Annotated in this window: 21 protein-coding genes and 1 other annotated feature; of the genes, 5 read left to right on the forward strand and 16 right to left on the reverse strand. The window is 48.0% G+C overall.

The window, feature by feature from the left end:
* Window positions 1-85: 85 nt before the first annotated feature.
* Window positions 86-1,351, reverse strand: a complete 1,266-nt coding sequence (gene tyrS / locus AC1RRX_RS09145; protein ID WP_144464221.1) for a tyrosine--tRNA ligase — start codon at window positions 1,349-1,351, stop codon at window positions 86-88.
* Between the two features lie 50 nt (window positions 1,352-1,401).
* Window positions 1,402-1,634 (reverse strand) — a binding site (T-box leader).
* Window positions 1,635-1,687: 53 nt separating this feature from the next.
* The gene (gene acsA / locus AC1RRX_RS09150) at window positions 1,688-3,406 is read right to left on the reverse strand and encodes an acetate--CoA ligase (RefSeq protein ID WP_144464223.1); all 1,719 of its coding nucleotides are present in this window, start codon (window positions 3,404-3,406) and stop codon (window positions 1,688-1,690) included.
* 158 nt (window positions 3,407-3,564) lie between these two features.
* Between acsA and AC1RRX_RS09155 the strand changes: the two genes are divergently transcribed.
* Genes AC1RRX_RS09155 through AC1RRX_RS09165 form a run of 3 tightly spaced genes read left to right on the forward strand, consistent with a single transcriptional unit; the run spans window position 3,565 to window position 6,029 of the window.
* On the forward strand, window positions 3,565-4,197 hold the full coding sequence (locus tag AC1RRX_RS09155) for a GNAT family N-acetyltransferase (protein ID WP_007408771.1): 633 nt from the start codon (window positions 3,565-3,567) through the stop codon (window positions 4,195-4,197).
* A 24-nt stretch (window positions 4,198-4,221) separates the two neighbouring features.
* Window positions 4,222-4,866: an acetoin utilization AcuB family protein gene (locus AC1RRX_RS09160; protein ID WP_144464225.1), complete on the forward strand. Its 645-nt coding sequence runs from the start codon at window positions 4,222-4,224 to the stop codon at window positions 4,864-4,866.
* Window positions 4,863-6,029 carry an acetoin utilization protein AcuC gene (locus AC1RRX_RS09165; protein ID WP_144464248.1) on the forward strand — a complete coding sequence of 389 codons (1,167 nt, stop codon included), beginning with the start codon at window positions 4,863-4,865 and terminating at the stop codon, window positions 6,027-6,029. Before AC1RRX_RS09160 ends, AC1RRX_RS09165 begins: the two co-directional genes overlap by 4 nt.
* Before the next feature lie 9 nt (window positions 6,030-6,038).
* Here the strand turns inward: AC1RRX_RS09165 and motS are convergent, their stop codons facing one another.
* The 12 genes from motS to AC1RRX_RS09225 form a co-directional block, all read right to left on the reverse strand.
* Complete coding sequence (gene motS, locus AC1RRX_RS09170) at window positions 6,039-6,728, reverse strand: flagellar motor protein MotS (protein ID WP_144464227.1); 690 nt, start codon at window positions 6,726-6,728, stop codon at window positions 6,039-6,041.
* A complete protein-coding gene (gene motP, locus AC1RRX_RS09175) occupies window positions 6,718-7,533 on the reverse strand; it encodes a flagellar motor protein MotP (RefSeq protein WP_007408775.1) in 816 nt (271 codons plus the stop codon). The genes motS and motP overlap by 11 nt, the downstream gene beginning before the upstream one ends.
* A gap of 68 nt (window positions 7,534-7,601) precedes the next feature.
* Window positions 7,602-8,606, reverse strand: coding sequence for a catabolite control protein A (gene ccpA, locus AC1RRX_RS09180; protein ID WP_012118209.1), 1,005 nt, complete (start codon window positions 8,604-8,606; stop codon window positions 7,602-7,604).
* Window positions 8,607-8,884: 278 nt separating this feature from the next.
* The gene (locus tag AC1RRX_RS09185; RefSeq protein WP_003152383.1) at window positions 8,885-9,961 is read right to left on the reverse strand and encodes a bifunctional 3-deoxy-7-phosphoheptulonate synthase/chorismate mutase; all 1,077 of its coding nucleotides are present in this window, start codon (window positions 9,959-9,961) and stop codon (window positions 8,885-8,887) included.
* Window positions 9,962-10,197: 236 nt separating this feature from the next.
* Window positions 10,198-10,524: a bacillithiol system redox-active protein YtxJ gene (ytxJ, locus tag AC1RRX_RS09190; RefSeq protein ID WP_023357089.1), complete on the reverse strand. Its 327-nt coding sequence runs from the start codon at window positions 10,522-10,524 to the stop codon at window positions 10,198-10,200.
* A gap of 25 nt (window positions 10,525-10,549) precedes the next feature.
* Window positions 10,550-10,963: a YtxH domain-containing protein gene (locus AC1RRX_RS09195; RefSeq protein WP_003152380.1), complete on the reverse strand. Its 414-nt coding sequence runs from the start codon at window positions 10,961-10,963 to the stop codon at window positions 10,550-10,552.
* Window positions 10,964-10,995: 32 nt separating this feature from the next.
* Window positions 10,996-11,418, reverse strand: coding sequence for a DUF948 domain-containing protein (locus AC1RRX_RS09200; protein WP_007408777.1), 423 nt, complete (start codon window positions 11,416-11,418; stop codon window positions 10,996-10,998).
* Window positions 11,419-11,573: 155 nt separating this feature from the next.
* Window positions 11,574-12,872: a UDP-N-acetylmuramate--L-alanine ligase gene (gene murC, locus AC1RRX_RS09205; protein WP_144464229.1), complete on the reverse strand. Its 1,299-nt coding sequence runs from the start codon at window positions 12,870-12,872 to the stop codon at window positions 11,574-11,576.
* 240 nt (window positions 12,873-13,112) lie between these two features.
* Complete coding sequence (locus tag AC1RRX_RS09210) at window positions 13,113-15,716, reverse strand: DNA translocase FtsK (protein ID WP_007408779.1); 2,604 nt, start codon at window positions 15,714-15,716, stop codon at window positions 13,113-13,115.
* Between the two features lie 167 nt (window positions 15,717-15,883).
* A complete protein-coding gene (gene ytpR / locus AC1RRX_RS09215; RefSeq protein WP_022552814.1) occupies window positions 15,884-16,489 on the reverse strand; it encodes a YtpR family tRNA-binding protein in 606 nt (201 codons plus the stop codon).
* 14 nt (window positions 16,490-16,503) lie between these two features.
* A complete protein-coding gene (locus AC1RRX_RS09220) occupies window positions 16,504-17,313 on the reverse strand; it encodes a DUF1444 domain-containing protein (RefSeq protein ID WP_012118213.1) in 810 nt (269 codons plus the stop codon).
* Between the two features lie 15 nt (window positions 17,314-17,328).
* Window positions 17,329-17,652 carry a thioredoxin family protein gene (locus tag AC1RRX_RS09225; RefSeq protein WP_003152373.1) on the reverse strand — a complete coding sequence of 108 codons (324 nt, stop codon included), beginning with the start codon at window positions 17,650-17,652 and terminating at the stop codon, window positions 17,329-17,331.
* Window positions 17,653-17,849: 197 nt separating this feature from the next.
* On the opposite strand from AC1RRX_RS09225, the gene AC1RRX_RS09230 reads away from it, so the two are divergent.
* The gene (locus AC1RRX_RS09230; protein WP_014418659.1) at window positions 17,850-18,296 is read left to right on the forward strand and encodes a YtoQ family protein; all 447 of its coding nucleotides are present in this window, start codon (window positions 17,850-17,852) and stop codon (window positions 18,294-18,296) included.
* A 33-nt stretch (window positions 18,297-18,329) separates the two neighbouring features.
* On the opposite strand, the gene AC1RRX_RS09235 is transcribed toward AC1RRX_RS09230, so the two are convergent.
* Window positions 18,330-19,403, reverse strand: coding sequence for a M42 family metallopeptidase (locus AC1RRX_RS09235; protein ID WP_003152370.1), 1,074 nt, complete (start codon window positions 19,401-19,403; stop codon window positions 18,330-18,332).
* Between the two features lie 158 nt (window positions 19,404-19,561).
* On the opposite strand from AC1RRX_RS09235, the gene AC1RRX_RS09240 reads away from it, so the two are divergent.
* Window positions 19,562-19,879, forward strand: coding sequence for a PepSY domain-containing protein (locus AC1RRX_RS09240; RefSeq protein WP_003152366.1), 318 nt, complete (start codon window positions 19,562-19,564; stop codon window positions 19,877-19,879).
* A gap of 55 nt (window positions 19,880-19,934) precedes the next feature.
* Here AC1RRX_RS09240 and AC1RRX_RS09245 read toward each other — a convergent pair whose 3' ends face one another.
* Window positions 19,935-21,632, reverse strand: coding sequence for an NAD-dependent malic enzyme (locus AC1RRX_RS09245; RefSeq protein ID WP_144464231.1), 1,698 nt, complete (start codon window positions 21,630-21,632; stop codon window positions 19,935-19,937).
* Between the last annotated feature and the right edge of the window lie 44 nt (window positions 21,633-21,676).

A 21,676-nucleotide genomic window follows, 5' to 3' on the forward strand; every position in this document is an offset into this window, starting at 1 on the left:
TGTACTGTACTCATTTCCCCGTGCAGTATTCACAAAACATAAAAAAGCAGCCTGCCGCATTGAGCGGCCGGACTGCTTTTTATTTTCAGTACGTGATCAGGAAGTATTTTTTCTTTCCGCGGCGCAGTACGGTAAATTGATCTTCAATGCGGTCTTCCGCAGTCAGAAGATGCCCGATGTCCCTCTGGCGCTCGCCGTTAATGTAAACAGCTCCGTTTTGAATGTCTTCGCGGGCCTGCCGTTTTGAAGGCGACAATTTAGATTCCACAAGCACGTCTACTAAAGACAGTTCTTCAGAGCGGTCTTTTTCAAACGAAGGTACATCTTTAAATCCTACCTTGACGTCTTGAGCGGAAAGCTCTTTAATATTGCCGCTGAACAGCGACTGGGAGATATGAACGGCCTGCTCAAGCGCTTCGCGGCCGTGTACAAGAACAGTCACCTCTTCAGCGAGACGTTTCTGCGCTTCTCTTTTCTCAGGAGCCGTCTCCGTTTTTTCAGCATAAGCTTCAATTTCCTCTTTTGATAAGAAAGTAAAGTATTTTAAGTATTTGACGACGTCACGGTCATCTGTATTGATCCAGAACTGGTAGAATTCGTACGGCGATGTTTTTTCTTTATCAAGCCAAATGGCGCCGCCTTCCGTTTTGCCGAATTTCGTGCCGTCAGCTTTTGTGACGAGCGGAATGGTAAGACCGAAAGCTTTCGCCCCTTCTTCTTCTGATTTTCTGATCAGTTCAAGACCGGCCGTGATGTTGCCCCACTGGTCACTGCCTCCGATTTGGAGTTTGCAGTTCTTTTCTCTGTACAGATTCAGAAAATCGTAGGATTGCAGGATCATGTAGCTGAATTCCGTGTAAGAAATTCCGGTTTCAATTCTTGAGCTTACAGTATCTTTCGCAAGCATGTAGTTAATTCCGAAGTTCTTTCCGACGTCACGGAGAAATTCAATAATGCTCAGCTTTCCGATCCAATCAAAGTTGTTCGCTATGACAGCGGGGTTTTCTCCGGCCTCGAAATCTAAAAATCGGGAAAGCTGATTTTTAATTTTTTGCGACCATTCGACAACGATATCCTGAGTATTTAACGTACGTTCCGCTTTTTTGCCGCTCGGATCGCCGATCAGTCCCGTCGCGCCGCCTACAAGCGCAATCGGATGGTGGCCTGCAAGCTGGAAACGGCGCAGTGTCAATATCGGCAGAAGGTGTCCGATGTGCAGGCTGTCAGCCGTCGGGTCAAACCCTGAGTATAAACGGATTTTTTCTTCGTTCAGCTGTTTATTCAGTCCTTCTTCATCCGTCATTTGCTGGATTAAGCCGCGGAATGATAAATCCTCTAATAAATTAGTCATTTTGTCTGCTCCTTTGTTTATGAAAATAAAAAACGCCCCTTCGTTTAAAACGAAGGGACGATATAATCGCGGTACCACCCTACTAATAAAAGCATAAAAAAGCTTTTATCACTCTTTTTGATAACGGACCGTGTCCGTTCTTTCACTACTGAAAGCCTTGGAATGGCTTTGTTCGCAAAAGCGGTTCATGAGTGTATTCGGCATATCTTATGTGCTGATTTTCACCGGCCATCAGCTCTCTTGAACAATCAGATACCCTACTTGTCTCAATCAAAACCTTTTCGTATGAAGCTTACTCATTTTTAACATAAATAAGATACGATGTCAACGCCGTCTTTAATCTTCCATTGTGGACAGGTCGCCTGCCGGCAGGTTCAGCTCCCACGCCTTTAGCACACGTCTCATGATTTTTCCGCTCCGTGTTTTCGGAAGTTTATCTTTGAATTCAATTTCCCGCGGTGCGGCATGCGCGGCAAGCCCCTGTTTTACAAAGAGGCGAATGTCCTCCTTCAGCTGATCGGATGGCTCATGCCCTTCTCTGAGCGCGATAAACGCTTTAATAATTTCTCCCCGGACAGGGTCCGGCTTTCCGATGACGCCGGCTTCGGCAATCGCCGGATGTTCAACAAGTTTGCTTTCGACTTCAAACGGGCCGACGCGCTCGCCGGATGTCATGATGACATCATCGACTCTGCCTTGGAACCAGAAATAACCATCTTCATCCATATAAGCAGAATCTCCGGAAACATACCAGCCGCCCGGCATGAAATAAGAATCATATTTCTCTTTGTTGTTCCAAATGGAATCCATCATCGACGGCCAGCCCTTTTTAATGGCGAGATTTCCCATTCGGTACGACGGAAGCTCATTTCCCTGATTGTCAACGATCGCCGCTTCCACTCCCGGAATCGGTTTCCCCATTGAACCCGGCTTGATCTCCATGCAAGGATAATTGCAAATGAGCTGTCCGCCCGTTTCTGTCATCCACCACGTGTCGTGGATGCGCTTGCCGAATACTTTATGTCCCCACTTGATGACCTCGGGGTTCAAAGGTTCTCCGACACTCAGGACGTGACGAAGTGAAGTAAGGTCAAATCTGGATGCCATTTCATCTCCGGCGCCCATAAGCATTCTGAAAGCTGTCGGAGCGCTGTACCAGACGCTGACACCGAGCTTCTCAATCGTGCCGTACCAGTTTTCCGGACTGAATCTGCCGCCGACGATCACATTCGCCGCTCCGTTCAGCCACGGCGCAAATATCCCGTACACCGTCCCGGTCACCCAGCCCGGGTCCGCAGTGCACCAGTAAATATCGTCTTCTTTAAGATCAAGCACCCACTTGCCGGTCTGGTATTGCTGAATCATGGCTTCATGAACGTGGAGCACACCTTTAGGCGTTCCGGTAGATCCTGATGTGTAGTGAAGCAGGTAGCCGTCTCTTCTGTCCATCCATTCAATATCAAGTCTCGTGCTTTCTCCCTCAGCCGCTTTATCATAATGAATGATTTTATCTCCCGTTTCTTTGCTGCCGCCGACAATGAAAATATGCTCGAGGTCGGGCAGGCTGTCCGCCGGAATCCGTTCGGCCAGTTCAGGTGTCGTCACGACAACCTTTGCCTGGCTGTTCAAGAGGCGGTCTTTGACGGCGCCTTCCATAAATGCTTCAAATAAAGGACCGGCGATCGCACCGATTTTAATTGCGCCGAGCATGATAAAGTAAAGCTCCGGCGAACGCGGCATGAAAATAAAAACGCGGTCCCCTTTTTCCACGTTTCCATACCGTCTCAGTACATTTCCCGCCCGGTTCGATTCCTCCATCATTTCTTTAAATGTGTATTTTTCATCCCGGTTTGCGTCCTTGTAATATAGCGCTACTTTGTTTTTTCGAAATGATTCGGCATGACGGTCAATCGCTTCGTACGCCGCATTCAGCTTCCCCGTCTGATGCCAGGAAAATGCCGCTTCGACCTCTTTCCAATCGAAGCTGCGGTACGTTTCCTCATAATTTCGCAGATGATAATTCCCCTTTTCCGCCGGCAACGCTTTCAAATTCATGCAACATCCCCCTTTGCTTATCTATAGACTAATTATAGTAGATGTTCACAGTTTTCTCAATTTTTAAAATATAAATTACAACACTATTGAAAACGCTTTATATTTTGTTATGCTTAAAAGAGATGTGTTTTTATTAAGAACCGACAGGCGGTGAATCAGTGAAACATCATAAAACGTACCATTCTTCATCAATTCAGACAGCAGCCGGCCCTCTTTTAGTAGAAGGGCCCGTTCCTCCAGGGGATCTAGCACAGTATGAGTTTCATGAAGGCCTGACAGCCTTTCGCCTTCCTCATGAACAGCACAAAGCGTTAATCGAGATCGCCGGGCTTCCTGAAGGTCGGATCATTATTGCCAGGGACGGACAGACGATTATCGGCTATGTGACGTATTTATATCCTGATCCGCTTGAACGATGGTCTGACGGAAATATGGAAGACCTCCTTGAACTCGGGGCGATCGAGGTCGCTCCCGGCTACAGGGGCTGTTCTGTCGGAAAAACTTTGCTGACAGTCAGCATGATGGATGAACAGATGGAACGGTACATCATCATGACGACGGAATATTACTGGCATTGGGATTTAAAAGGAATGAAAAAAGATGTGTGGGAATACAGAAAGATCATGGAAAAGATGATGAATGCCGGGGGTCTTGTCTGGTTCGCAACGGATGAACCGGAAATCAGCTCTCATCCGGCCAATTGTCTGATGGCCCGCATCGGCAGGCACGTCAGTCAGGAGTCAATTGAACAGTTCGACAGGCTTCGTTTTTATCAGCGATTTATGTATTGACTGACATACAAAGGGGATAAAAAGATGATTGCAGAACAAATCATGAAACGGGACGTCATCACCGTCTCAAAACACGACTCCATTGAAACAGCCGTCCGTAAAATGAAGATATATCATATCCGCCATCTCCCTGTCATCGACGACGAGCTGCACGTCATCGGTATTGTCACAGACAGAGACATTAAACAGGCCGGCCCCGGCAGCTTTGAACAAAAGGAACGCGGCGCGTTTCTGACAAACAAAGTGGAGACCATTATGAAGCGCAATGTCATCTGCGCCCATCCGCTTGACTTTGTGGAAGAAATATCCGCTTCCTTTTATGAGCACGGCATCGGCTGTCTGCCGATTACGGTAAACCATAAGCTGACGGGCATTTTAACGAAAACCGACGTGCTCCGGACTTTCGTCAGCCTGACAGGCGCGGCCCAGCCGGGATCACAGGTGGAAATCCTGGTGACGGATATGACAAAAAGCCTTGCTGATCTCAGCTGCATGTGCCGTGATCTTCAGCTGCAAATCCTGAGTGTGCTCGTCTATCCCCATGATTCCGCCGGGTCGAACATTCTCGTCTTTCGGGTGAAGACGATGAATCCGCTCCCTTTTATCCGTGCCGTTCATGAAGCCGGATACAATGTCTTATGGCCGAAACATTTGAGGGATCAGCCATGAGAGACAGCGTTTTTGTTTACTCGCCTTCTTATCAGACGTATCAATTTCATCAGGAACATCCGTTCAATCAGCGTCGTGTGCTTTTAACATACGATCTGCTTCAGGCGGCGGATGCGTTTGACGAAGGAGATATCGTCACACCGCGCACGGCCGCTAAAGAAGAGCTGGCTCTCGTTCATACGGAGGATTATATACAGGCGGTGGAACTAGCGGGTGCGGGCCGGCTCCCTGCCGCAGAAGGAGAAAGCTACGGTCTCGGAACGGAAGACACCCCCGTTTTTGCCGGCATGCATGAAGCCGCGTCACTTCTGGTGGGCGGCACCTTAACGGCGGCTGATTATGTCATGACGGGACAAGCCAGGCACGCCTGCAATTTAGGAGGCGGCCTTCACCACGGCTTCCGCGGCAGGGCCTCAGGCTTTTGTATCTATAATGACAGCGCCGTGGCCATCCAATACATCCAGAAGAACTACGGGGCAAAAGTGTTATACATTGATACAGACGCCCATCACGGCGACGGCGTTCAATTTACGTTTTACGACAGGTCTGATGTCTGCACTGTTTCTTTTCACGAGACCGGGCGTTATTTATTTCCCGGGACGGGACAGGTACTGGAAAAAGGAAGCGGGCAAGGCTACGGCTATTCTTTTAACATTCCGCTGGACGCTTTCACAGAGGACGATTCCTTTCTTCACGCTTACAATACGGCCGCCTCAGAAATCGCGGCTTTTTTCAAGCCGGATGTGATTCTTACCCAAAACGGTGCGGACGCCCATTATTACGACCCATTGACACACCTGTCCAATACAATCTCCATTTATCAGGAGATCCCGCGGCTCGCTCATTCATTAGCCCATCAATATTGCAGCGGCAGATGGATCGCGGTCGGCGGCGGAGGATACGATATTTGGAGAGTCGTCCCGAGAGCATGGAGCCGCATTTGGCTTGAGATGAAAGGGATTGATCCCGGGGAACGCATACCGCAGAGATGGATTGATAAATGGCAGAAGCACTCCCCCTGCACGTTGCCCGCTTTTTGGAGTGATCCTGAACAATTATATCCTCCGATTCCCCGCAAAGAAGAAATTTCAGAAAAAAATGCCCAAACCGTGGAAAAAGCACTTTTTGCCATCCGGTCTGAGCAGCGGTATAAAACAAAATAAAAAACGACCTTATGAGGAGGTCGTTTTTTTGATCACAATTTCTACACGGCGGTTTTCTTTCATATGTCCGGGACTTTTGTTGTCCTTCACAGGTTTCGTATCCGCATACCCGGCAGAGATAAACCGTTTGGCGGAAAAGTCTTCATTCGCGGTAAAATACCGGATCACACTCGCCGCTCTTGCAGACGACAGCTCCCAATTTGACGGAAATTGATAGGTGGAAATCCGGCGGCTGTCCGTATGGCCTTCTACCTGTATGTCATTCGGAATTGTTTTTAAAAGCACCGCGATCTGATGCAGAACCGGCTCGGCGTTTTTCAGCACATCCGCTTTTCCTGTCTGAAACAGAACGGCCTCCTGCAGCACCAGAACCACTCCGCGCTCATCGCGCTTCGCCGTCAATTTCGAACTCAAATGATGCGCTTTTATGTATGTCTTCACGTTTTGCAGGAGCAAATCCTGTTCTTTATGTTCATTTGCTTTGTCTGATGACGCCGGTTCACCCCCGCTGCCTTTTGTATGAATCGATGAAACGGCAGATTGAAATTTTTCCGCGTCTATTTGCGACATCGAAAAAAGCAATATAAAGAACACGAGAATGAGCGTGATCAAGTCAGCGAACGTCACCATCCATCTCGGTGAACCGCCGGAATGTTCCGCTTTGTTTCTTCTTTCAAAACGCTCTTTTCTAAGCTTCATGGACAGCGCCCTTTTTCTTGTTCGCAGGCTGTCCTTTACGCCAGTCTTCTCTTGAGCTGAAGACGACGAGCTGACTTTCGAGGTTGCGGGGATTTTTGCCCGATTGGATGCCGACAACCCCTTCGATCATGACCTGTTTGATGAAAATTTCACTTTCCGTTTTTTCTTCAAGCTTTGCCGCGATTGGGATAAATACCAAGTTGGCAAGCAGCGCTCCGTACAGCGTCGTCAATAGCGCAACGGCCATGTTCGGTCCGAGGGTATGCGGGTCATTTAAGTTTTTGAGCATGAGAACGAGTCCGACGAGCGTCCCGATCATTCCCCAGGCGGGTGCGAAATCACCGGCTTTTTCAAAAACGCGTCTTCCTTTTCTGTGTCTTTCTTCCATTGCGGCGATCTCAGAATCCATCACCAGCCGGATCGTTTCCTCGTCCCAGCCGTCAATCGCAAGCAAAAGGCCTTTTTTTAAAAACGGATCCTTGATCTCACGCGCCTGGTCATCCAGAGACAGAAGCCCCTGCCTGCGCGCCTGCTCCGAAAGGCTGACAAATACTCTGACAAGCTCTTTCACATTGTCATCCTGACGGGAGAATACCTGTTTCAGAACAGAAGGGGTTTTCTTTAAATCCCTCGGCGGAAAGCTGATAAAGATCGCCGCAGCAAGGCCGCCTGTGACGATTAAAAAAGAAGTCAGATCTAAAAATGAACTGATTCCCGCCAGTCCCGTCCCTGACAGAATACCGATTGCGACAATAATACAGCCTAACATAAAGCCAACGGGCGTCAGATAATCAAAACGTTTCATATCTTCTCCTTACTCAAGTAAAAAAGCAAGATTCCACCCCTCAGAGTGAAGCTTGCTTTTCCGTTTTTTTATGACTTGGTTGATTGTCTTAATTCGATGCGGTGAGGCAATTCGACGATCTGCTCTTCAACCGGCTCTTTGTTCATCAGTTTTGTCAAAAGTCTCATCGCCACGGCGCCGATATCGTACGTAGGCTGCACGACTGTTGAAAGCTGAGGGCGGACCATCAGGCTCAATCTCGTATTGTCAAAACCGATAATATCAAGATCATCAGGAATCGAAAGACCTTGATCTTGGGCCGCATGGATAATGCCGAGGGCCATTTCATCCGTCGCAGAAAGAATCGCCGTCGGTTTCCGGTCAAGGCCCATCAAGCTTTGAAGCGCCTCCATACCGGAATCATAGGTGTAATCGCCTTCCGCTACGAATTGCTCATTAAACGGAATCGCCGCTTCTTCAAGCGCCCGTTTGTACCCTTGCAGTTTTTTCGAACGGTTGATCGGCTCTTGCATCGGTCCGGAGACGAATGCAATATCGCGATGCCCTTTATCAATGAAAAGCTTAACGGCATCATAAATCGCCTGTTCGTAATCAATGGCGACAGAAGGCGTCTCGCCCTGTTCTTCCACTGATGCCGCCAAGACGATCGGCACAGGAGAGCGCTTAAATTCTTCGACATGCTCGTCCGTAATGTTGCCGCCCATAAATACGATACCGTCCACTTGTTTGCCAAGCATCGTATTTAACAGATGCAGTTCTTTCTCAAGATTTTGGTCCGAGTTGCTTAAAATAATATTATATTTGTACATCGTCGCGATATCTTCAATTCCACGCGCAAGTTCAGAGTAGAAAATGCTTGAGATATCAGGGATGATGACGCCGACCGTAGTCGTTTTTTTGCTTGCAAGCCCTCTTGCCACCGCATTCGGGCGATAGCCGAGCCGATCAATGGCTTCCAATACTTTTTTTCTGGTCGTCGGTTTTACATTCGGGTTGCCGTTCACGACGCGGGAAACAGTCGCCATACTGACATTTGCTTCTCTGGCCACATCGTATATCGTAATGTTGCTCACTGAAACCACTCCTTTTACTGGATACACTTATCCTTATCTATAGCATAAACACTTTATGTAAAGAAATGTCGTACGATTTCGCATTCTGTCGTTTATGATTGTAAGCGTAAGTCAGTAGTGTACATTATTTTTCATTATTCATCAAATTTAAATATCTCTCATGAAATTATACACGTTTTTCCCAGTGATGAAAACGTTCACTTTCATTTTATAATTAAATAAAATGAAGATACGAAAAAAAGCCGCGCGTGGCGGCCTTTAAAGAGCGGAACGTTGTATTATGCTTTTACTTTCAGCATTGGCTTTAATTCGTTCAGCCATTTCTCGAATTCAGGTATATCCATCTGCTGCGCAGAGTCTGAAAGGGCAACGGAAGGATCAGGGTGAACTTCGGCCATCACGCCGTCAGCGCCGATCGCAAGCGCCGCTTTTGCTGTCGGAAGCAGGAGATCGCGGCGGCCTGTTGAATGTGTGACGTCAACAAACACCGGCAAGTGAGTTTCCTGTTTCAAAATCGGCACGGCAGAAATGTCGAGTGTGTTTCTCGTTGCCGTTTCGTACGTTCTGATACCGCGCTCACAAAGAATGATTTGGTCGTTTCCTTGTGACATGATGTATTCAGCTGCATTGATGAACTCTGAAATTGTTGCGGCAAGACCGCGTTTTAACAATACCGGCTTTTTAACGGAACCGGCGGCTTTCAGCAATTCAAAGTTTTGCATGTTCCGCGCGCCGATCTGAATGACGTCAATGTAATCAATCGCTTGCTCAATGTGGGCGGGCGTTACGATTTCACTGATCACCGCGAGGTCATATTCATCAGCGACACGTTTAAGAATTTGCAGGCCTTCTACGCCGAGACCTTGGAAATCATACGGACTTGTGCGGGGTTTAAACGCGCCCCCGCGCAGGATTTTAATGCCTTGTTTTTTCGCTGCGGCCGCTACTTCGGCAACCTGCTCATAGCTTTCTACGGCACAAGGTCCGACGATGAATCTCTGATCGCCGTCACCGATTTTTTCACCTTTAATGTCAACGATCGTATCTTCTGCTTTTTTCTTCCGGGAGACGAGCAACGCTTTGCTGTGATCCTCTTCTTGAAGTTCAAGTCCGGCTTTGAAAATTTCTTTGAAAATATGCTGGATCGTTGAGTTTTCAAATGGGCCGTCATTGCTTTCAATAATGCGGTTAAGCATTGTACGCTCTCTGACAGGGTCAAATCGGTTGACACCCTGTGCTTCCTTTGCTTTACCGATTTCTTTTACAACGGCTCCGCGTTCATTGATTAATTTAAGGATTTCTAAGTTTAGTGCGTCTGCCTGCTGTCTTAGGCTCTCTAATTCCTTGTTGCTCATCTTTTTCATCCCTTCTATGCTATGTTTTATTTTAATGGTTAACATGCATCTTACTACAGTTATGCGAAAATAGGAATATGAAATAATAAATTTTTTCACATTCGACTTTATCACCAAAACGCTTTTAAGCTTTTATGCGTTGAAGCAGTATATATTGATATCCTACATGATCCGGCTGAAATGATCAATAGTTTTTTTCAAAAAAAAAACCGCCGGTATCAACCGGCGGCCAGCAATTATGAAAGGTGCTGCTCTATTGCGTTTTTTGTGATTTGTGAATGAGACGCGTGCCATTTCACTTCGCCGTTTGCAATGACGAATACTTGCGGGCTTTCATGTTTCACGCCGTATGTCTCGGCGATATAGTTTGAAAGCGGCCGGCTGTCCTGCACCTGCAGGTAATAAGAAGGCACTTCCGAATGCTCCGATGCAAAGGCGTCAAACTCCTGAAACGCGGCTTGGCTGATCGGGCAGGTTGTGCTGTGTTTCAAAAACACGAGCGTGTTTTCTTTCTCAGCGGCATTTTTGAACTCTTCTTCAGACGATATCAGCTGTTTTGTCATGTCGGTTATCTCTCCTTATTGAAGATCAGCGATTTGCCTGACCGGCTTTTTCCCCGGCGTCTTCCGCTTCGGCCTTGATGCTTTGGGCCGTGTCCTGCATTTCGCTTCTCGTCTCTTCGGCTTTCTCGGTTAGTGTGCTCTTAGAACGGTCTTTTAAATCCTTCACTTTATTCATAATCTGGCCTGACTGATCAGCTACCAGCTGGGTGATATTAGATGTTTTGTCTTTGGCGATGCTGACATATTGAGAGCCTTTTTCTTTCGCGTCGGCCGTCATTCTGTCCGTCTTATCCTTTAACGCAGAAGCCTGACTGCCGAGATCGTCGCGCAGCTCCTTACCTGATTTAGGCGCCAGAAACAACGCCGTTGTCGCGCCGATAATTCCCCCGATCAGCGTTCCGATTAAAAAATCCTTACTATTGATTCCATCTTTGCTCATTATGATTCCTCCTTAGTGGATTTTTCTTATGATTAAAGCGATGTTTTTTTCTTTTGCTTCCACTTGTCCCATATTTCCATAGCGGCCTGGCTCCAGGTGACAACCTGACTGATCTTATCCTGATTCTCTCTTACAGAGGCCGTAACGGAACCTGCTGCCTGCTTTATGGATGTATTAAACTGCTGGACGGAAGTTCCCACTTCCTGGACAGCATGGACAACCGTATTTAATTTCTCTGACTTTTCCTGAATGTCTTCCGCGAGACGGTTTGTCTTATGTAACAGCTCGGTTGTCTCTGCGGTAATGCCTTTCATCTGCCCTTCAAGGCCGTCTAAAGTCGAGGCAACGTTTGTTAAAGTCATCTGCACGGACTTTAATGTTTTGGACAGATAGATGACGAGGATGAGAAATGCAACGGCAATGAGTGCAACGCTTAAGTAAAGAATGATGATCATCTAATACCTCCTTAATGCAGGATATAGTGGTATATACCCAATTCTTAAAATGATAAACATATATGAAAGATCTGTATGTATACTATTTCTCCGTTTCTCGGTAAATCCCTTTGCAGCACGCGCAAAAAAGCAGTGAGAGCCCCACTGCTTTTTCGTTACGCTATGACGTTTTCATAGGCTCTCATATATTTTTGAATGTCTCCGGCGCCCATGAAGATCAGGACTGCACCTTCATGCGCTTTTAACACGGATGTGTCATTTTCTTCAATGAGTTCTGAGTTATCGATTTTTTCCTGAAGATCCGTGATCGTGAGCTTGCCGACGTTCTCGCGGGCAGAGCCGAAAATGTCGCACAGATACACGCGATCGGCCGCGCTTAAACTTTCTGCGAATTCATCAAGGAATGATTGCGTCCGTGTAAACGTATGCGGCTGAAATACCGCGATGATTTCACGTTCGGGATATTTTTGGCGCGCCGCCTCAATCGTGACTTTGATTTCAGTCGGATGGTGGGCGTAGTCGTCGATCAATACCTGGCTGCCGATCACTTTTTCATTGAATCTGCGTTTGACGCCGCCGAATGATTCAAGTCCGCGCTTAATCATGTTCACGTCTATCTCTTCATAGTGGCAGATTGCAATGACCGCTAAGGAATTGAGGACATTGTGATGCCCGTATGCCGGGATGTAGAACGTATCGTAAAACGTATTGCGGACAAAGACGTCAAATGTCGTGCCTTCCGTATTTTTCACGATGTTTCTCGCTTGAAAATCATTTTCTTCTCCCGTGCCGTAATACACGACAGGCACATTGGCGTGAATTTTCGGCAGGTACTCGTCATCACCGCAGGCAATGATGCCTTTGTTGACTTGAAGCGCCATGTTTTGGAAAGCATCAAACACATCGTCAATGTTGGCGAAATAATCAGGGTGGTCAAAATCAATATTCGTCATAATCGCATAATCAGGCTGATAGCTTAAGAAATGACGGCGGTACTCGCAGGCTTCAAATACAAAGTATTCGCTGCTTTCATTTCCTCTGCCCGTTCCGTCCCCGATAAGAAACGAAGTCGGCTTCGCCTGCTGCATCACGTGTGCCAAGAGGCCCGTTGTGGACGTCTTGCCGTGTGCGCCCGTTACCGCGACACTTGTGTATTTTTTCATATATTCAGCTAAAAATTTATGATATCTGATGACAGGAATCCCTTCAGCGAGCGCCTTTGCGATTTCCGGATGAGAATCAGGGAATGCGTTTCCGGCGATTACCGTTAAGCCCGGTTTGATGTTATCGGCGCTGAACGGATAGATCGGGATATTTCTTTTTTCAAGGGCAGCCTGAGTGAAAATCTGCTTCTCGATATCCGATCCCTGCACCTGATACCCTGTATCATGCAGGATTTGAGCAAGCGGGCTCATACCTGTCCCTTTTATTCCAACAAAATGATAAACAGTCATAATCGTACCTCCAACAAACGTCTATCTGTTCCCCAGTATATGACGCTCATTTCATTTTGCGACCGCCGCGGGCAAAAAGCCCGCACAGCGGCGCTTCCATTTATTTTTACGTTATCGTCAGTATCTGTAACTTTCTTTTTGATTAAACCTGCCGCATGATATTTCAGCGCGTGACAGTGATGCAGTTTTGATGGTCCATCCACTATCATACCATGTTTGTGAGAAAAATGAACGATATTCTTATTCTTGAGCAATGTCAGCGGCCGTAATCAGCACTTCACGGGGTTTGCTGCCCTTCGCTTCTGAGATCATGCCTTCGGCTTCCATCATGTCAATCAGCCTCGCGGCGCGGTTATAACCGATTCTGAACCTTCTTTGAAGGCTTGAGGTGCTGGCGCTGTTTTGCTCCACGACGAATTGGCACGCCTCAGGAAACAGTTCGTCTTCTTCCTTGAGGGCGGTTCCCTGCCTGATCAGTTCTTCCTGTTCAAACAAATAAGAAGGCGGCAGCTGCTTTCTGACATGAGAGACGACGCGGTCAATTTCTCTGTCGGATACAAAGTTGCCTTGCAGGCGCACCGGTTTTCCGGTACCGTTTTCCCAGTACAGCATGTCGCCTTTTCCAAGCAGCTTTTCCGCTCCCGCCATGTCGATGATTGTTCTGGAATCTACCTGGCTTGAGACGGAGAATGCAATCCTCGTCGGTATGTTTGCCTTGATCATTCCGGTAATGACATCGACAGACGGACGCTGTGTCGCGACAAGCAGATGAATGCCGCAGGCTCTCGCTTTCTGCGCGATTCTGGCAATGCTTTCTTCCACATCGTTCGGCGCAACCATCATTAAATCAGCAAGCTCATCAATGACCACTACGAGGTACGGAAGCTTTTCGCCTGTCTTATGATCGGCGGTTAATTCATTAAAGCGGCCGATATCTCTCACACCCGAATGGGCAAACAGTTCATATCGCCGTTCCATCTCTTCCACAACCCATTTTAACGCGGCGGTCGCGGCTTTGGCGTCCGTGATGACGGGGCTGACCAAATGCGGAATTTGGTTATAAGGCGCAAGCTCGACCATTTTCGGATCAATCAGAAGCATTTTGACATCACTCGGATCCGCCTTATAAAGCAGACTGACCAAAATGGTATTGATGCAGACGCTTTTTCCCGATCCTGTCGCACCCGCTATCAACCCGTGCGGCATCTTTTTCAAATCAATGACGACCGGGTTTCCGGAAATATCGACACCGAGCGCGGCTGTAAGCGGAGACGGATTCGTCCTGAAAGCGGCGCTTCTGATCATCTGCCTTAAATCAACGACTTTGCTTACGCGGTTCGGAACTTCAATGCCGATCGTGTTTTTACCGGGGATCGGCGCCTCAATCCGAATATCCTTGGCAGACAGGCTCAGTTTAATATCATCTGCTAAGTTTGTAATTTTGTTTACTTTCACTCCGGGCTCAGGATGCACTTCAAAACGTGTGACGGACGGGCCTTGTGTGACATGAACGACTTGGGCGCGCACATTAAAGTTTTTCAGTGTAACGTTTAAAAGCTCGCGCTGTTCTTCAATCCAGGATTGGTCGTCATGTCTTTGCGCCGGCGGTACGTCCAAAAGCGACAGATTCGGAAAGGCATAGCTCGCTCCGCCCTCTGACGTCTTCGTCTGCTTGTGTTTATCACTTTTAAGCATCATGACGTTAAACGGAACATTGCGCTCTTTCGGCCGCTCCGCTTTTTTCACAGGCTGAGGCTGTCCGTGATGCTCCGTTTTTTCTTCGGCAGGCCGGGACGGGGCATCGGCAGTCTCGATGCTTGCAGGTTCAGGCTCGGGGTCTGAATGCCGCGTGACTTCATTGTACTCAGGCTGCGAGTCTGTTTCCTGTTCCGCGTCGGTTTCAGCTGATTCGGGCTTGTCTTCAGACTGCGGCTGAACTTCCTCATCGTATCCGGGTTCTGTGTATGTATACACCGGTTCTTCTGCGGTTTCAAAAGGCGGTGCTTTTTCCGGCTCAGGCTCCTGATATTCCTCCTGCGGCGCCGCTTGTTCCTCTGTGTTTTCAGCCGTTCGGGATACTTCATACTCAGGCTCTTTAATAGGCTGCGGGCGGGTTTGTTCATGCTCTTGTTCTTCTGTAAAGCCGGCAGACTCCGCGCTTTCCGTGTGCTCCCGCTCTTCAGTCTGCTGCGGTTCTGCTGCTGCAAACACTTGCTCTTTTGCATTCTCAGCCTCGGTGTGAAGCTCCTCTTTTTTAAAGACCGGGATTTCTTCCGTTTCTTGTTTCGCAAACGGTTCTGGCCGGTCATTCGTCTGTTTTGTTATGCCGGATGTTGTGAAGACGGGCTCTTTTTCCGTTTCCTGACCGGCTTTTGGCGGAACAAATTGCTCCTCTGACAGCAATGTTACGTTCTCTTCACGCCGCTTTTCGGATATAGGCGCTTTTTTTATGCTGTGCTGAGATTGAAAGCCGTAAACCGGTGAAGGAATGGATGACGGTTTAAAGGGCTTTTTCACCGTATCAGGCTCTTTATGTGTATGCTGTTTCCGCTCGGTTTGCTCCTTCCCGGCGGCATAATCCCGGGACGGCTGGCGGCGTTCGTGCCTTTCCCGCTGTCTTTGGTTTTGCTCCGTTCGCTTATAGCCGTCCGGAACGACAGGGAAGCGGAAATTCCCTTTCGGATATTCGTAATATATTTTAGGATCTTCCATGCGCGTGAATTTGCCTTCTGGCTGATCCGGTATCTGCTGTTTCGGGATTTGGGCATGCGTGTTTGGTTCACGTTCATGCTCTTCTTCTTTTTCACCTAAAAATAAGTCAAAAAATTTATTCAGCCAACTCATGTTTAATCACTCTCTAACTCCCTTTTTAGTAGTCTGGGACGATATTTAGTATACCATTGCCGGGCGGCTCAGAAAAGATTAAGCTCCCAACTGAAGAAAGCCGTTAAGCAGGCCTGCTTAACGGCTTTCTCTCACATCATTCGATTCTGTGCGCTTATTTATGGGAGTTAGAATTGAAATGCTTCGCCGGCCTCGCGGCTGTCTTCAAGAACAAGAATCCCTTTTTCCGCCGGCGCATCCGGCAAAGCGAGTTCTTTCGCGGAGCAGATCATGCCGCTTGACGGAACGCCTCTTAATTCAGCGTCTTTAATCACAAGTCCGCTCGGCATCACCGCGCCGACTTTAGCGACGACGACTTTTTGCCCTTTGTCCACGTTCGGCGCGCCGCAAACGATTTGGAGGGTTTCCTCTCCCACATTCACTTGGCAGATATTCAGTTTATCCGCATTCGGATGTTTTTCTTTCGATTCAACGTGACCGACAACAAATTTCGGAGAAAGGTCAACCGTCAGCGTTTCTGAAACGCCGTTTCTGTTCAGTATTTCATTCACATCCTGAACGAATGTCTCAGACAAAGCGACGGGGCCGTTGTCCTCAATCTGTAGATAAGAAGACACATTAAAAATGTTAAAGCCCGTCGTTTCTTTTGTTTCTTTGTTAAAGATTCTGATGACATCGCCTTCTCTTTCATAGGCAATTTCTTCGCGTGCCGCATCTTTAAGAGAGATCAGAAGCGTATCTCCCACACCTTCTTTATTGTAAAAAGCGTTCATAAGAAAAATCCTTTCTAATCCTTTTTCGGCCGGCTTTTCGCCATGATAAACACAGGTTCCAGTCTGCCTTCATTATACAGAAATGAAAGGGCCGTAATCGGCACCGTGCCGCTTGCAAAGAAGCTCATGGACATTTGCCCTAAAATATCATAACCCGATTCATTTCGAATGTCAGCAAGTATTAATACATCCTGATGCGGGACGGAAATCGCCAATTCGCCTTCAGCGGCCTGCTTGTATTCATGAAGAATCGAATCATTGAGAATCCGGCTGGCGTCATAGCCGTCATTCGCCCTGAAAAAATAAAAATAATTGTCCGCAACCGTATCCTGTTTCACTACTGAAGGAAGAGAGCGGAGATTGAATGACGCCGTCTCCCTGATCCGTTCTTTTGTCCAGTTTTCTTTCTCGAGCATACGGCTGTCAATTAAGCGGTACGTCTTGCCGAGGTCAAGCGCGTAGTAGATTCTCGTTTCGGCCGTATGGTCATCATACACGAGGGGAATGCCGTCGCTCGTTTGATCGGGAAATGATGTGGAGCGGATGACCGGATAGATACCGGCTTCCTTTCCGGACATCTCCTGTCCGCTGCCTTCCATCGCCTCCATTGCTTCTGACACATAGTAGACGATTTCGTCGATCGCTTCTTCTTTTTTCGTCTCCCACTTCGCAATGATCGGCGGGAGCTCCAATGTGATGCCTTTTTTGGTCGTTTGATCCTCAACACGGAGGGTGTCTTTTTCTCTGTCAAAAAAGAAGGATCGGTTCTCGTGCTGCAGGCGCTGTTTTAATAAATCCGCCAGCTTCCTTGACGTCATTTTCAAAGCCCGTGGCCTCCTTTATGCTTTAGCAAGGGAATCGGTTAAAAATTGCTCAATTTCTTCTTTTGTTTTACGGTCTTTGCTGACGAAGCGGTTCACTTCTTTTCCTCCGTTAAACACAACAAAGCTCGGAATGCCGTAAATTTCCCATTCCGCGCATGTATCAATAAATTGATCGCGGTCTACGTAGTAATAAGTGAATTCAGGAAAGTCCGCTTCCAGCTCAGGGAGAAACGGCTCCACAAAGCGGCAGTCCGGGCACCAATCCGCTGAAAACATAAATACCGCCCAATCGTCTTGTACCGCTTTTTGCAATTCTTCCGTGCTTTCAATCTTTTTCATTGTCATTCCTCCATCTGGATTATGAGTTTTTTATATGCTGATGTTTGTCCAATTGGATCATACCAGACTGTTTACGGCAAGACCAACTATATGCAATATCATTATCATATTTCATTTGCATTATCAAGCAAGTTTCGTTTACCATTTTGCTTGTAGCCGTACGAAAATATGAATATGTACATAAGGAGGGGCAAAAGATGCAGTTTGTCGTGTATTTAGCGGGTGAAATCCACAGTGATTGGCGGGACGAGATCAAACAAAAAGCAACAGCGCTGGACCTGCCGATTACGTTTGTCGGCCCGATGGAAAACCATGAACGCTCAGACAATATCGGAGAAGAGATTATGGGCGTGCAGCCCGATTCTGTTTTAAAAGACGCCAGAGCTTCTGATATCAACAATTTCCGTACAGAGGTGCTGATGGAAAAAGCCGATTTTGTAATCGCCTTGTTTGGCGAGAAATATAAGCAGTGGAATACCGCGATGGATGCTTCTTATGCCATCGCAAAAGGAAAGCCGCTCATTCTCATCCGTCCGAAAGAACTTCATCATCCGCTGAAAGAGCTTTCCGGAAAAGCGAATATCACGGTCGAAACCGTCAATCAAGCGATGAAAGCACTCTCTTATTTATTTGAAACAGAATAAGCAGGCCGCCTTTATGCGGTCCTGCTTATTTTTTTACACATTTTCTCTGATCGTTTCGACCGTCTGTTTGTCACTCGCCATGACCAGCTTAATGAGCATTTCTTTCGCCGCGGCATAATCATCGACATGGATGATGGCGGCATTTGTATGAATGTATCTTGAACAAATGCCGATGACGGCAGACGGAACCCCGCTGTTTGATATGTGGACCCGTCCGGCATCCGTTCCCCCGCCTGAAGCGAAATATTGATAAGGGATATTGTGCGTTTCCGCCATATCAAGGACGAACTCTCTCATCCCGCGGTGCATGACCGTCGTTCTGTCGAGAATGCGGAGCAGCACCCCCTCGCCGAGACGGCCGAACAGCTCCTTATCGCCGCTCATATCATTTGCCGGGCTGGCATCAAGCGCGAAAAAGAGATCAGGCTGAATCATGTTGGCCGCTGTCTGCGCCCCTCTCAAGCCGACTTCCTCCTGAACGGTGGCCCCGGCGTACAGATTGTTCGGCAGGTCTTTTCCGTGCAGCTCTTTTAATAGTTCAATGCTTAACCCGCAGCCGTAGCGGTTATCCCACGCTTTGGACAATATTTTCTTCTCGTTGGCCATCGGGGTGAACGGGCAGACAGGCACGACCTGCTGTCCCGGTCTGATCCCCATTTTGACCGCGTCCTCTCTGTCATCGGCACCGATATCAATCATCATATTTTTGATCTCCATCGGCTTTGCGCGCTGGGCATCCGTTAAAATGTGGGGCGGGATGCTTGAGATGACGCCGATAATCGGTCCGTTATCCGTCTGCACCTCGACGCGCTGGGCAAGCAGCACCTGACTCCACCAGCCGCCGAGCGTCTGAAATCTCAGCATGCCGTTATCCGTAATCTGCGTTACCATAAACCCGACTTCGTCCATATGGCCGGCTACCATAACGGTCGGCGCATCTTCAGCGCCGCGCCTTACTCCGAAAACACTTCCGAGTCTGTCCTGCACGATGTCATCCGCATATTTCGCAAGCTCCCGTTTCATAAAGGAGCGGACCTGATGTTCATTTCCCGGTGCGCCGGGAAGCTGCGTCAGCGTCCGGAAAAGCGTTTTCGTTTCCTCATTCATATTTTCCCCTCATTTCTATGTAATGCTTTTATTTTATTAGAAAAACAACCGTTTTCCAAGCGCTCAGATTGAATGGGCTGGAAAACCGACGCTTTACTTAACACCGTCTGGCATCTTCTGTATAATAAAAACTACGACATAATTGGAGGTGCTTCATATTGAAATTACGTCATTTTCTCTTAGGTGCAGGAGTCGGATTATGCGCTGCCATCGCAGTGAAAAAGTATGCGATGAAACCTTATATCTCTTCAGAAAAAGCGCTCCGTATCGTGAAAGCGGCTTTTAAACAGCGCGGGCCGATAGACGGATCATGGATTTACACAGAGCCGGAGCCCTACCAGGTAAACGGAGAAACCATCCAGGTATACAAGACCGGCGTGACACGTTCGGCATTCGGCGAACTGGAGCAATATGAAGTTATGGTCAATGCAAAAACAGGCCAGATTGTCGATGTCATTGATTCTGTCGCCTCATAATTCGGACAAGCAAAAAATAAAGCCCAAAACCATCAGCGTTTTGGGCTTTATTCGGTTACATCGGCCGAATTCGTTTATATACGGGGTGCCACATCGCGTCCTGCACCGCTTGGATCAGATCCTCGGGTTCCGTTTCCGCTACACCGTCCTGAATCGCAGCTTTTGCTACAGCTACCGCCACAGTTGCCGATACCGTCCTGAGATCCTCCACTTTTGGAAGCATCGGCGCCCCCGGCTTGCCGACGTCCACCATACCGGCGATGGCATTCGCGCAGGCAACGAACATATTGTCCGTAATGAGCCTTGCTTTTGTCACAATCGTGCCGAGTCCGAGTCCCGGGAATACGAGCGCGTTGTTCGCCTGTCCGATATGGTAGGTAACGCCGTTATACGCAACAGGCGGAAACGGACTACCCGTAGTGACAAGCGCGCGGCCTTCTGTCCATTTAATCAAATCTTCAGGTTTTGCTTCTGATAATGTCGTCGGGTTTGACATCGGCAAAATAGCGGGCCGTTTGACATGCGAGGCCATTTCTTTGACGATTTCTTCCGTAAATGCGCCTGATACGGTGGATGTGCCGATCAGAATCGTCGGCTTGGCCTGACGCACCGTCTCCGCCAGATCAATTGATCCGCCTTCACCGCTGCGGCCGTACTCTTTCACTTCATCAGCAGGGCGCGCGTACGGAACCTGAAAATCACGCAAGTCCTTCATATCATCCGTTAACAATCCGTTTCTGTCGATACACCAAAAATGGCTGTAGGATTCTTCTTCGCTTAATCCGTCATGCACCATGGCTTCGCGCAGCTGCTCAGCAATTCCGATACCGGCCGTTCCCGCGCCGAAGACGACGACTTTATGCTCTTTTAAAGGCACTTTTGATGCTTTTGCACACGCTAAAACAGATGCAAGCGATACCGCGCCCGTTCCTTGAATGTCATCGTTAAACGTACAGACTTTATCTTTATACCGTTTTAATATGCCGCGGGCGTTAGCCGTACCGAAATCCTCCCAATGAAGCAGCGCATTCGGGAATGTTTCCCGGGCAAGCGAGACATACTCATCAATAAAGCGGTCATATTTCTCGCCGCGCACTCTTGAATGCTGGTTTCCGACATACAGCGGGTCATTTAAGAGGCTTTCCTGATTTGTCCCCGCGTCCAATACGACCGCAAGCACTCGTGACGGATCAATTCCTGCCGCCGCCGTATACACCGCAAGTTTTCCGACAGAAATGGCGATGCCGCCGACGCCCCAGTCACCGATTCCCAGAATGCCCTCGGCATCTGTCGCAACGATTAAGTCAATGTTTTCATTTTTTCCGAACTGCTGAAATGCGGCGCGCATTCCTTCAGGGTCATCTATTGACAAATACAGACCGCGGGGTTTTCTGTACTCATGGCTGTAACGCTGGATCGCAGTGCCGACGGTCGGCGTATATACGATCGGCAGCATTTCGCCTAAATGATCATTTAACAGCCTGTAAAATAACGTTTCATTCCGATCATGGAGAGCGGTCAAGTACACATTTTTGCTCAGCTCATCAGGCTGCGAACTGAATTGTTCGTAGGCACGCCTCGCCTGCTCTTCGATTGTCAATACTTTCGGCGGCAGAAACCCCTCGAGCCCGAGTTCCTTTCTTTCCTCCTGTGTAAAGGCCACCCCTTTATTTAAAAAAGGCGTAGAAAGCACTTCTAATCCGCGCAGAGTTGTTTTGATTTCTCCATCTTTGGTCACTTGAAATTGATTCACCTGTCTCTTCCTTTCAAAGCAATTTGTCTTAGGTTTGCTTTTAT

It is taken from the genome of Bacillus sp. GW821-FHT11D08, assembly GCF_058808515.1.

Bases quoted from the DNA above. Each gene is read 5' to 3' on its own strand.
- motS (WP_144464227.1), bottom strand. From the start codon at position 6,728: ATGAAGCTTAGAAAAGAGCGTTTTGAAAGAAGAAACAAAGCGGAACAT.
- AC1RRX_RS09160 (WP_144464225.1), top strand. From the start codon at position 4,222: ATGATTGCAGAACAAATCATGAAACGGGACGTCATCACCGTCTCAAAA.
- ytpR (WP_022552814.1), bottom strand. From the start codon at position 16,489: ATGAACGCTTTTTACAATAAAGAAGGTGTGGGAGATACGCTTCTGATC.
- AC1RRX_RS09195 (WP_003152380.1), bottom strand. From the start codon at position 10,963: ATGAGCAAAGATGGAATCAATAGTAAGGATTTTTTAATCGGAACGCTG.
- AC1RRX_RS09225 (WP_003152373.1), bottom strand. From the start codon at position 17,652: ATGAAAAAGATTGAAAGCACGGAAGAATTGCAAAAAGCGGTACAAGAC.
- AC1RRX_RS09165 (WP_144464248.1), top strand. From the start codon at position 4,863: ATGAGAGACAGCGTTTTTGTTTACTCGCCTTCTTATCAGACGTATCAA.
- AC1RRX_RS09235 (WP_003152370.1), bottom strand. From the start codon at position 19,403: ATGAATGAGGAAACGAAAACGCTTTTCCGGACGCTGACGCAGCTTCCC.
- tyrS (WP_144464221.1), bottom strand. From the start codon at position 1,351: ATGACTAATTTATTAGAGGATTTATCATTCCGCGGCTTAATCCAGCAA.
- AC1RRX_RS09230 (WP_014418659.1), top strand. From the start codon at position 17,850: ATGCAGTTTGTCGTGTATTTAGCGGGTGAAATCCACAGTGATTGGCGG.
- motP (WP_007408775.1), bottom strand. From the start codon at position 7,533: ATGAAACGTTTTGATTATCTGACGCCCGTTGGCTTTATGTTAGGCTGT.
- AC1RRX_RS09185 (WP_003152383.1), bottom strand. From the start codon at position 9,961: ATGAGCAACAAGGAATTAGAGAGCCTAAGACAGCAGGCAGACGCACTA.
- murC (WP_144464229.1), bottom strand. From the start codon at position 12,872: ATGACTGTTTATCATTTTGTTGGAATAAAAGGGACAGGTATGAGCCCG.
- ytxJ (WP_023357089.1), bottom strand. From the start codon at position 10,524: ATGACAAAACAGCTGATATCGTCTGAAGAAGAGTTCAAAAATGCCGCT.
- acsA (WP_144464223.1), bottom strand. From the start codon at position 3,406: ATGAATTTGAAAGCGTTGCCGGCGGAAAAGGGGAATTATCATCTGCGA.
- AC1RRX_RS09200 (WP_007408777.1), bottom strand. From the start codon at position 11,418: ATGATCATCATTCTTTACTTAAGCGTTGCACTCATTGCCGTTGCATTT.
- AC1RRX_RS09210 (WP_007408779.1), bottom strand. From the start codon at position 15,716: ATGAGTTGGCTGAATAAATTTTTTGACTTATTTTTAGGTGAAAAAGAA.